Source organism: Streptomyces hokutonensis (assembly GCF_000376565.1).
GTDB lineage: Bacteria > Actinomycetota > Actinomycetes > Streptomycetales > Streptomycetaceae > Streptomyces > Streptomyces hokutonensis.
Genome location: NZ_BARG01000083.1, coordinates 85,289 through 94,425, shown reverse-complemented (window position 1 = coordinate 94,425; position 9,137 = coordinate 85,289). Strand labels below are relative to the sequence as shown.

8 protein-coding genes and 1 tRNA gene are annotated in these 9,137 nt (G+C 70.7%); 6 read left to right on the top strand and 3 right to left on the bottom strand.

The window, feature by feature from the left end; genetic code table 11:
* Nucleotides 1-105: 105 nt before the first annotated feature.
* Nucleotides 106-179: transfer RNA gene (locus tag SSP08S_RS43235), tRNA-Met, on the bottom strand.
* 52 nt (nucleotides 180-231) lie between these two features.
* Nucleotides 232-1,437, bottom strand: coding sequence for an alginate lyase family protein (locus SSP08S_RS43230; RefSeq protein WP_026179334.1), 1,206 nt, complete (start codon nucleotides 1,435-1,437; stop codon nucleotides 232-234).
* A 226-nt stretch (nucleotides 1,438-1,663) separates the two neighbouring features.
* Between SSP08S_RS43230 and SSP08S_RS43225 the strand changes: the two genes are divergently transcribed.
* Together SSP08S_RS43225 and SSP08S_RS43220 are read left to right on the top strand one after the other, a co-directional pair.
* Nucleotides 1,664-2,035: a winged helix-turn-helix transcriptional regulator gene (locus SSP08S_RS43225; protein WP_019073882.1), complete on the top strand. Its 372-nt coding sequence runs from the start codon at nucleotides 1,664-1,666 to the stop codon at nucleotides 2,033-2,035.
* Between the two features lie 86 nt (nucleotides 2,036-2,121).
* A complete protein-coding gene (locus SSP08S_RS43220) occupies nucleotides 2,122-3,045 on the top strand; it encodes an NADP-dependent oxidoreductase (protein ID WP_019073881.1) in 924 nt (307 codons plus the stop codon).
* 27 nt (nucleotides 3,046-3,072) lie between these two features.
* Here the strand turns inward: SSP08S_RS43220 and SSP08S_RS43215 are convergent, their stop codons facing one another.
* Nucleotides 3,073-4,203, bottom strand: coding sequence for a dihydrofolate reductase family protein (locus SSP08S_RS43215; protein ID WP_019073880.1), 1,131 nt, complete (start codon nucleotides 4,201-4,203; stop codon nucleotides 3,073-3,075).
* A 68-nt stretch (nucleotides 4,204-4,271) separates the two neighbouring features.
* Here SSP08S_RS43215 and SSP08S_RS43210 point away from each other — a divergent pair, with 68 nt between their 5' ends.
* From SSP08S_RS43210 to SSP08S_RS43195, 4 genes are all read left to right on the top strand, one after another.
* The gene (locus SSP08S_RS43210; RefSeq protein ID WP_019073879.1) at nucleotides 4,272-4,769 is read left to right on the top strand and encodes a MarR family winged helix-turn-helix transcriptional regulator; all 498 of its coding nucleotides are present in this window, start codon (nucleotides 4,272-4,274) and stop codon (nucleotides 4,767-4,769) included.
* Between the two features lie 143 nt (nucleotides 4,770-4,912).
* Nucleotides 4,913-5,554 (top strand): GTP cyclohydrolase II, encoded by a 642-nt coding sequence (locus SSP08S_RS43205; RefSeq protein ID WP_019073878.1) that lies wholly within the window; start codon nucleotides 4,913-4,915, stop codon nucleotides 5,552-5,554.
* Between the two features lie 130 nt (nucleotides 5,555-5,684).
* Nucleotides 5,685-7,904 carry an MMPL family transporter gene (locus tag SSP08S_RS43200; protein WP_043260195.1) on the top strand — a complete coding sequence of 740 codons (2,220 nt, stop codon included), beginning with the start codon at nucleotides 5,685-5,687 and terminating at the stop codon, nucleotides 7,902-7,904.
* Nucleotides 7,905-8,066: 162 nt separating this feature from the next.
* Complete coding sequence (locus tag SSP08S_RS43195; RefSeq protein ID WP_043260194.1) at nucleotides 8,067-9,020, top strand: SGNH/GDSL hydrolase family protein; 954 nt, start codon at nucleotides 8,067-8,069, stop codon at nucleotides 9,018-9,020.
* Nucleotides 9,021-9,137 lie beyond the last annotated feature (117 nt).

Genomic DNA, 9,137 nt, shown 5'->3' with positions numbered 1-9,137 from the left:
CAGTTTTTCCTGGCCGGGAGAGCGCGGCGAGCGGGGTGGGCCGACCGGGCGGGGGAAACACCAAGGGCCGGAATCCGTTTTCCGGATTCCGGCCCTTGGCCTTAGTAGCGGGGACAGGATTTGAACCTGCGACCTCTGGGTTATGAGCCCAGCGAGCTACCGAGCTGCTCCACCCCGCGCCGTTGTGTTCCCAACTATACGCCATCCGCGGGGTCCGATGTCACACACGTTTCAGTCGGCGGGGTTACCGGCGTGCGTGAGGGTCTCCCAGGAGACGAAGAGGTCGTCGCTGCCGGCCGGCCTGGTGGTCTCGGCGAGCTTGTGCGCGGCGGGCACCTTCATGCCGAGCCGGTCCTCCAGGTGGTTGAGCGGAACCTCCAGGTCGGGCCCCATGTTCCGGTCGACCCTGCCGCCGCACAGCCAGGCCGGCGCGGCCTCGCCGAGCTGGTAGCGGGCGTGGAAGTCGAGGGCGGCGGCGAGCCGGTCCTTGACGTCCTTGTAGAGGTCGACGCCCTGGTGCCAGGCGGTCTCGGCGATGTGCCCGGTGGCGGCCAGCGAGTACCCGACGTGCTTGAAGTTGCGGCAGGTCTCCTGGGCGATGCCGTCCTTGAAGGTGGTCTGCTTGAACCAGTACGTCGTGAGTTTCTGCGGGGTGGTGACGGTGGAGCGGGCCGGGGTGAGCGGCACCTTGCCGTCCTTCTCCAGGTAGAAGTAGGCGGGCACCCGGTCGCGGAAGCGGGCGACGGCCGCGTCGAAGGCCTTGTGGTCGTCGAGGAAGACGGCGATGCCGATCGCCGCGTCGGTCATCGCGAGGTCCCAGTTGCCGTTGTAGTCCGGCAGGTCCTTCGTCACCTCGGGCTGGTACGCGGTGCGCAGCATGGTCGCGAACCGCTGCACCCGGTCCGCCGGCCATCCGGCCCCCGGCGCGTACCGCACGATCTCCGCCGCCCGCGCCCATGTCGATCCGGCCCACGCGGTCTGGAGTCCGGCGTCCTCGGAGGTGTGCTCCTTCATCTTCGCCGACCAGTCGTCCATGATCTCCCGCGCCTTGAGCGCGTGGTGCTCCTTGCCCGTGATGCTGAACAGCAGCGCCTGCGTGTACGCCGCGATCGCGTCCTCGCGCTCCTCGACACACCCGTGCGCGGCCTTGCCGTTCCAGGGGCAGTCGACGTCGGCGTAGGGCTTCGCCGTGTACTTGTACGACCCGTACTTGCTGTCCCGCATCCCGAAGTACGCCTTCAGCCACGGCTGCTTCCCGGCCGTCACGTTCTTCCGTACGGCGTCCAGCTGGGCCTTGCTGACCAGCACACCGGGGTGCGTGAACGCCGCGTCGGCGGGCAGCGCCCTCGCCATGGTCCGCGTACCGGTGTCCGCCGCCCCGCACGAGGCGAGAAGCCCTACGGCCACGGACGCGCCCAGCACCGCCACTGCCCTCATGTGTCCTACCTCCGCGTTGTCCGCACCGGTTCCCTGTGAGCGTGACCCGGTGGGCGGTGGGGCGCAGGATCTGATGGGCCGATCGGTCACCCGCGCGGGACGGATGTCTGACGGGTGCCTTTGGATTTGCTATTGACAACTCTCTGCATACTAGGTGAGTTACGATCGATCGGTAAGTAGGCACTTTTGAGTGCGTTACTCCCCTGCGGGAGGGACTGGAGCGACGATGACCACGAAGGCGTACGAGGAGTACCTGCGCGACTGCCCCGCGGTGGCCCTGCTCTCGACGATCAGCAACCGGTGGGTCAGCCTGGCGGTGTGCACCCTCGGGTCCCACGGCGAGGCGATGCGGTACAACCACATCAGCCGCGAAATCCCGGGCGTCAGCCAGAAGATGCTCACCCAGACCCTGCGCATGCTGGAGCGCGACGGCATGGTGCGGCGGACGGTCACACCGTCCGTCCCGGTGCGCGTGGACTACGAACTGACCCCGCTCGGGCAGGGCCTGTACGGCCTGGTGTCCCAGGTGCACGACTGGGCCGCCGAGAAGACCGGCGAGGTCGACGAGGCGCGGGCCCGCTACGACGCGGGGGTGTAACGCACTTGAAAGTGCCTCCTTACGCATCGGCCGCAACGCGCCTACCGTTTGATTGATTCTATTTCGCAAACGGAAGAGCGAATATCATGCGCGCAGCAGTCGTCAGGAAGACCGGGGGACCCGAGGTCGTCGAGGTGCTGGAGGTCCCGCTGCCGGAACCGGGTCCCCTGGAGGTCCGCGTCAAGGTCGCCGCCGCCGCGCTCAATCCCGCCGACTCCGCGGTGTGGGCCGGGTACTTCGGGCCGATGCCGGAGGTCGACCACACCGGTCTCGGGCTGGATGCCGCCGGGACCATCGAGGCCGTCGGCCCGGGTGTGCTCCTCGCGGTCGGCACTCCGGTGATCGTGTTCGACGCCCCCGTGCTGCGCCCCACGAAGGCCCAGGCCGAATACCTCGTGACCGACCTCAACTCCCTGGCCCCCGCCCCGGAGGGCATGGACCCGACGCTCGCGGCGACGATCCCGCTCAACGCGACGACCGCCTCGCTGGCCCTGGACCACCTCCCGCTCCGCCCCCGCGACACCTTGCTGATCACCGGCGCCGCGGGGGCCGTCGGCGGCTACGCCGTGGAGCTGGCCCGGACCCGGGGCGTGCGGATCGTCGCGCAGGGGCGGCCCGAGGACGAGGCGTATCTGCGCTCTCGCGGCGCCACCTGGTTCGTGCCCCGCGACGAGGAACCGGGCCCGGCGGTACGGCAGTTGGTGCCGGAGGGTGTGGACGGCGTGCTCGACGCGGCGGCGCTGGGCGCACCCGCGATGGCGGCCGTCCGGGACGGCGGGGTCTATGTGAGCGTGCGGCTGGACGTGCTGCCGGCGCCGGAACGGGGCGTGGTGGTGCGCCACACCGCCGCCGGCCCCGACGCGCCCCGGCTCGCACATCTCTCCGCACTCGCCGAGGTCGGCGTCCTGACACCCCGCGTCGCCCAGGTGTACCCCCTGGCACAGGCCGCCGAGGCCCACGCCCGCCTCGCCCGGGGCGGCCTGCGCGGCCGGATCGTACTGGTCCCGTGACCACCGTGACCGGCACGGAGTCCCGGCTCAGCCCTGCAGATGCCTGTTCGGCGCCTTCGCCCGGTCCTCGTACTCCGGGAGTACGACCACGGAGACCCCCTGCGCGGCCAGCGCCCCGCTGCCGTCGGCGGCCGTCACGAACGTGTCCGGCTCGCGCCAGGCCGTCACCACGCGTCGTACGCCCGCGTCGAGGATGAGGCGGGCGCAGGGCTTGGGGCGGGAGGCGCGGTGGGTGCAGGGCTCCAGGCTCGTATAGACCGTGGCGGTCACGAGGCGGGGGTCCGCCGCGTCCAGCTTGGCGAGGGCCGCCTCCTCCGCGTGGACCACCGGGTCGCCGGCCTCGCGGGAGTGGCCGCGGGCCAGCTCCGTGCCGTCCTCGGCCACGACCACCGCGCCGACGCTGAACGCCGTCTCCGAGGGCGGGCAGTCCCCGGCCAGGTCGCAGGCGAGGGCGAGCCAGTGATGGTCGGCGGCGGAGGGGAGGTCACCGGTGCCGGGGGCGGTGGGTTCGTAGCGCATGAGGACGACGTCCTCGACGGGGCGGGTCTCCAGCAGGCGCAGGCGGCCCGACTGGTAGGTGCCCGGGCCGAAGAGGCGGGGGGCGTCCGGGGTGCCCACGAAGAGGGGGGACAGGACGAGTTGGAGTTCGTCGGCCAGGCCCTGCTGGAGGAGCTGGGTGTGGATCGTGCCGCCGCCCTCGACCATCAGGCGGTCAACTCCCCTGACGGAGTGGAGGTGTTCGAGCAGCCGGCGCCAGTCGAGTTCGGGGCCGAGGGCGAACACGTCGGCGGCGAGGCCGAGTTGGCGTACCCGCTCCGCGCCCTTGTCGGTCGTAAGGACGAGTTTGTCGCCGCCCGTGTGCCAGAAGTTGGCGCCCGGGTCCAGGTCGCCGGAGCCGCTGACCGTGACCTTGAGGGGGTACTCCGGCTTGCCGGCGGCGATGCGGGCGGCGCGGCGCTCCGGGGAGTTCACGAGCAGGCGCGGGTTGTCCGCGCGGATGGTGCCGGCGCCGATGAGGATCGCGTCCACGGAGGCGCGGACCTCGTCGACGCGGTCGAAGTCGGCGGGGCTGGAGAGGAGCAGCCGGTCGGGGCCGGTGTCGTCGAGGTAGCCGTCGAGGGAGACGGCGGCGGACAGCAGGACGTACGGATGGGGCATCGACGCGCTCCCGGCTCGGTGGAATGACGGGGCTTGGTTCAAGTTTGAAACAAACCTACACTGGGGGCATGACGACTCGCTGGCTCACCGCCGAGGAGCAGCGCGCCTGGCGCGCCTACATCGCCGCGACGCACCTCCTGGAGGACGCGATCGACCGGCAGCTCCAGCAGGAGGCCGGCATGCCCCACCTGTACTACTCCATCCTGGCCAACCTGTCCGACGTTCCGGACCACCGGCTGCGGATGACCGACCTCGCCGAGAAGTCGAAGATCACCCGGAGCCGGCTGACGTACGCCGTGACGCGGCTGGAGAAGGACGGGCTGGTGCGGCGGGAGGGGTGTCCGTCGGACAAGCGGGGCAGTACGGCGGTGCTGACCGACGAGGGGATGGCGGTGCTGGTGCGTACGGCGCCGGGGCATGTCGAGACCGTCCGGGCCGCGATCTTCGACCACCTCACTCCGGAGCAGGTGGGGCAGCTGGAGGAGATCAGCACGGGCATCGCGCGGGCGCTGGAGACACCGGAGGACGTGCCGTGGCGCCGCCGCTCCACGCCTCCGTGTTCGTGAGCCGTCTTTCGTGAGCCGTCTTTCGTGAGCCGTCACACAAATCTGTTGCTTCAAATTTCAAGCATGAGGTAGGGTCCGTGATCGTGGATGTGCTTCAGTTTTGAAACACATCGCTACGTCACCCTTCGGACTCGGAGACCCGCATGCCCGACTTCCCCGCCGCCACCCCGCGTGCCCGCGTCCGGGTACCGCTGCGCTTCCACGACGGCTACAGCGTCGACACCGAACTCGTCACCTTCCACGGCCTGACCGACGGCCTGGAACATCTCGCCGTCGTGCTCGGCGATCCGGCGCCCGGCACCACCCCGCTGGTCCGCCTGCACTCCGAGTGCCTGACCGGAGACGTCTTCGGCTCCGCCCGCTGCGACTGCGGCCCCCAGCTGCGCGAGGCCGTCGAGCGCATCGCCGAGCGCGGCGGCGTGCTGCTCTACCTGCGCCAGGAGGGCCGGGGCATCGGCCTCTACAACAAGCTCGACGCGTACGCCCTCCAGGACCAGGGCCTCGACACCTACGCCGCCAACACCGCGCTCGGCCTCCCCGAGGACGCCCGCGACTACACGGCCGCCGCCCAGATGCTCCAGGCCCTGGGGATCGACGAGCTGGACCTGCTCTCCAACAACCCGGACAAGGCCGACCAGTTGCGCGGCCTGGGCATCGACGTGCACGACCGGGTGCCGACCGGTGTGTTCACCACGCCCCACAACGTCCGGTATCTACGCGCGAAGGTCCTGCAGACCCACCACACGCTGCCGCTGGGCCGGCTGACCGAGCTGAACGTGGGCTGAGGGTCCGGCCGATGGTGTAGCGGGCTACACCATCCATTCGGGAGGGCACTCCCTCGTGACCGAGGGCCGTCGGCGGAAGGGTTGAGACCACGATCTCGACCGACCGCCGACGTGGAGGCCTTCCCCAGCCATGGCTACTCTCCTTTATCACTTGGGCCGCGTGGCCTTCCGGTGGCGCTGGTTCGTCACCTTCCTGTGGGTGGCGGTCCTCGGCGCCGTCGGATTCGCCGCCACCAAGGCCCCCGCCGCCCCCGACGACGGCTTCACGATGCCCGGCATCGAGTCGCAGAAGGCCTTCGACCTGCTGGAGCAGCGCTTCCCGGGCACGGCGGCGGACGGCGCGAGCGCGCGGATCGTCTTCGTCGCGCCGAACGGCGAGAAGGTCACCGCGACGGAGAACAAGGCGGCGATCGAGAAGCTGGTGACCGAGGCGGCCGACGGTTCCCAAGTCGCCTCCGCCGTCGACCCGTTCGCGGCGAAGGCGGTGAGCAAGGACGCTTCCACGGCGTACTCCACCGTCACCTTCAAGGTGAAGGCCGACGACCTCACCGGCGCCGCCAAGACCCATCTGGAGCGGGCCATCGACACGGCCCGGGACGCGGGCCTGACCGTCGAGGTCGGCGGCGACGCGCTCGCCACCCAGCCCGCGGCGGGCGGCAGCGCCGAGGCGATCGGTATCGCGATAGCCGCGATCGTCCTCCTCATCACGTTCGGTTCACTGGCCGCGGCCGGCCTGCCCCTCCTCACCGCGATCATCGGCGTCGCCATCAGCATGTCCGGGGTCCTTGCCCTGGGCAGCACCTTCGGCCTCTCCGAGACCACCGGCACCCTCGCGACGATGCTCGGCCTCGCCTGCGGCATCGACTACGCGCTCTTCGTCGTATCGCGCTACCGGGAGGAACGGGCCAAGGGCCACGCGCCTCGCGAAGCGGCCGGACTGGCGGCCGGGACGGCGGGTTCGGCAGTTGTGTTCGCCGGCCTAACCGTTGTCATCGCTCTAGCCGGTTTGTCCGTGGTCGGCATCCCGATGCTGACGAAGATGGGCCTGGCGGCGGCCGGCGCGGTCCTCCTCGCCGTCCTGATCTGCCTCACCCTGGTCCCGGCGGTCCTCGGCTTCTGGCCGAACGCCGTCCTCTCCCGCCGCGACCGCAAGAAGAAGGCCAAGGCGAAGGCCAAGCGCGGCAACGGCGAGAACGGCGGCAGCCGCTGGGCCCGGATCGTCGTACGGCACCCGATCCCCGTCCTGCTGCTCGGCGTCGTGGGCCTCGGCGCGATGGCCCTGCCCGCCCTCAACCTCCAGCTCGGCATGCCCGGCGACGAGGCCAAGTCCACCGCCACCACCGAACGCCGCGCCTACGACGACCTCGCCGAGGGCTTCGGCCCCGGCTTCAACGGCCCGCTGACCATCGTCGTGGACGCGCAGAAGGCGGGCGACGCGAAGACCGCCGTAGCGACGATCTCGAAGGAGATAGCCGCCACGGACGGAGTGGTCTCCGTCTCACCGGCGCGCTTCAACTCGGCGGGCGACACAGCGGTGTTCTCCGCGACCCCCGCCACCAGCCCCACCGACGAGAAGACCAAGCAGCTGGTCCAGACGATCCGCGACGAACGGCCGGACATCGCAGCTGATGCGGGTGCGAGCTTCGAGGTCACCGGTACGACCGCGCTGAACATCGACGTGGCGCAGAAGGTCCAGGACGCGCTGATCCCGTATCTGGCGCTGGTGGTGGGCCTGGCGATCGTGCTGCTGCTCCTGGTCTTCCGCTCGCTGCTCGTGCCGCTGAAGGCGGCCCTCGGCTTCCTCCTCTCGGTCCTCGCGGCGCTCGGCGCGGTGGTCGCGGTCTTCCAGGAAGGGCACCTGGCGTCCTGGCTCGGCGTCGACCAGACCGGCCCGATCATGAGCCTGATGCCGATCTTCCTGGTGGGCATCGTCTTCGGACTCGCCATGGACTACGAGGTGTTCCTCGTCTCCCGGATGCGCGAGGCGTACGTCCACGGGGACGGCCCCGGCCAGGCGATCGTCTCCGGGTTCCGGCACAGCGCCCGGGTGGTCGTGGCCGCCGCGCTGATCATGATGGCGGTGTTCTCGGGCTTCATCGGCGCGGGCGCCTCGATGATCAAGATGATCGGCTTCGGGCTGGCCATCGCGGTCCTGTTCGACGCGTTCGTGGTCCGGATGGCGATCGTGCCGGCGGTCCTGTCCCTGCTGGGCCACAAGGCCTGGTACCTGCCCCGCTGGCTCGACCGGATCCTCCCCCGCATGGACGTCGAGGGCGAGGCCCTGAGCCGCAAGGTCCCGGCGCCGGTCGTCTCCGAGACTCCGACCCCTCATCTCACCCCGGTCCCGTAGGGGACCCCACCGACCGGGGCCGCCGAGAGCGGAGGCGGCCCCGCGGCGCCCGGATCCCGTGGGGACGGGGACCCGGCGCCAGGGCCCGGCGACGGGGCACTCCCCCCGCCCGTCGCCGGGCCCGCGGACGTCCACAACTCACCAGCCAGATAGGGCACTTCGATGAAAACCTCAGTGCAGGCCGGGGTGGCCGGGCTCCTCGCCTGCGGCACGCTGCTCACGGTGGTCCTGGTCACCCGCGACGGCGACGACAACCACACCGGCGTCACCTACTCGACCACGTCGAAGGGCCCGTACGTGGCCCTGGGCGACTCCTACACCGCAGGCCCCGGCATCACCGACCCCACCGGCACCCCCGCCGGCTGCGACCGCTCCGCCGGCAACTACCCGGCCCTGGTGGCCGCCGAACTCGGCCTGAAGGGCGCCAAGTTCCGCGATGTGAGCTGCAGCGGCGCCACGACGTCCGACCTCACCGCATCCCAGCACACCGACAACGGCACCAACCCGCCCCAGCTCAGGGCACTTTCGTCGGACACCCGCCTGGTGACGATCGGCATCGGCGGCAACGACATCGGCTTCAGCTCGATGATCAAACGGTGCGTCGCCATGGGCGCCCTGTACCGACTCACCGGCAGCGGCAAGTACTTCACGGAGGACGCACCTTGCGCCCGCGAGGCCGACTCCGACTCCGGCTCCGCCGCCGACGCCGTAGAAAAGAAGATCGCCACGGCGGGCAACCGGCTCACCCGGATCCTCACCGAGGTAAAACGCCGCTCCCCCGAAGCCCGCGTCTACGTCGTCTCCTACCCGGCGCTCCTCCCGACCGACAGCGCCGACTGCGGCCGCGGAATGTCCCTCGCCCCGGGCGACGTGACCTACCTCCGCGAGAAGGAACAACAACTCAACACCGCACTGCGCCAACGGGCTTCGGAGGCAGGGGTCGGCTACGTCGACACGTACACCCCCTCCACCGACCACAACGCCTGCACGGCGAAGGCCACCCGCTGGATCGAACCGCTCGCACCGGAGAATCCGGCGGCACCGGTGCATCCGAATGCGCGGGGGGAACGGGGGATGGCGGATGCGGTGCTGCGGGCGGTCAAGTCGGCGCTGTAGAGGGGGCGTTCACGATCCGGTCCGCGGGGCTGGGCTGGGCTGGGCTGGGTGACTTGGCGCAGCGTGAGATCCGCCCGCCGCAACCCACCACCACCGGCCGCATATCCGAAGGCCAGA

Bases quoted from the DNA above. Each gene is read 5' to 3' on its own strand.
- SSP08S_RS43230 (WP_026179334.1), bottom strand. From the start codon at position 1,437: ATGAGGGCAGTGGCGGTGCTGGGCGCGTCCGTGGCCGTAGGGCTTCTC.
- SSP08S_RS43225 (WP_019073882.1), top strand. From the start codon at position 1,664: ATGACCACGAAGGCGTACGAGGAGTACCTGCGCGACTGCCCCGCGGTG.
- SSP08S_RS43220 (WP_019073881.1), top strand. From the start codon at position 2,122: ATGCGCGCAGCAGTCGTCAGGAAGACCGGGGGACCCGAGGTCGTCGAG.
- SSP08S_RS43215 (WP_019073880.1), bottom strand. From the start codon at position 4,203: ATGCCCCATCCGTACGTCCTGCTGTCCGCCGCCGTCTCCCTCGACGGC.
- SSP08S_RS43210 (WP_019073879.1), top strand. From the start codon at position 4,272: ATGACGACTCGCTGGCTCACCGCCGAGGAGCAGCGCGCCTGGCGCGCC.
- SSP08S_RS43205 (WP_019073878.1), top strand. From the start codon at position 4,913: ATGCCCGACTTCCCCGCCGCCACCCCGCGTGCCCGCGTCCGGGTACCG.
- SSP08S_RS43200 (WP_043260195.1), top strand. From the start codon at position 5,685: ATGGCTACTCTCCTTTATCACTTGGGCCGCGTGGCCTTCCGGTGGCGC.
- SSP08S_RS43195 (WP_043260194.1), top strand. From the start codon at position 8,067: ATGAAAACCTCAGTGCAGGCCGGGGTGGCCGGGCTCCTCGCCTGCGGC.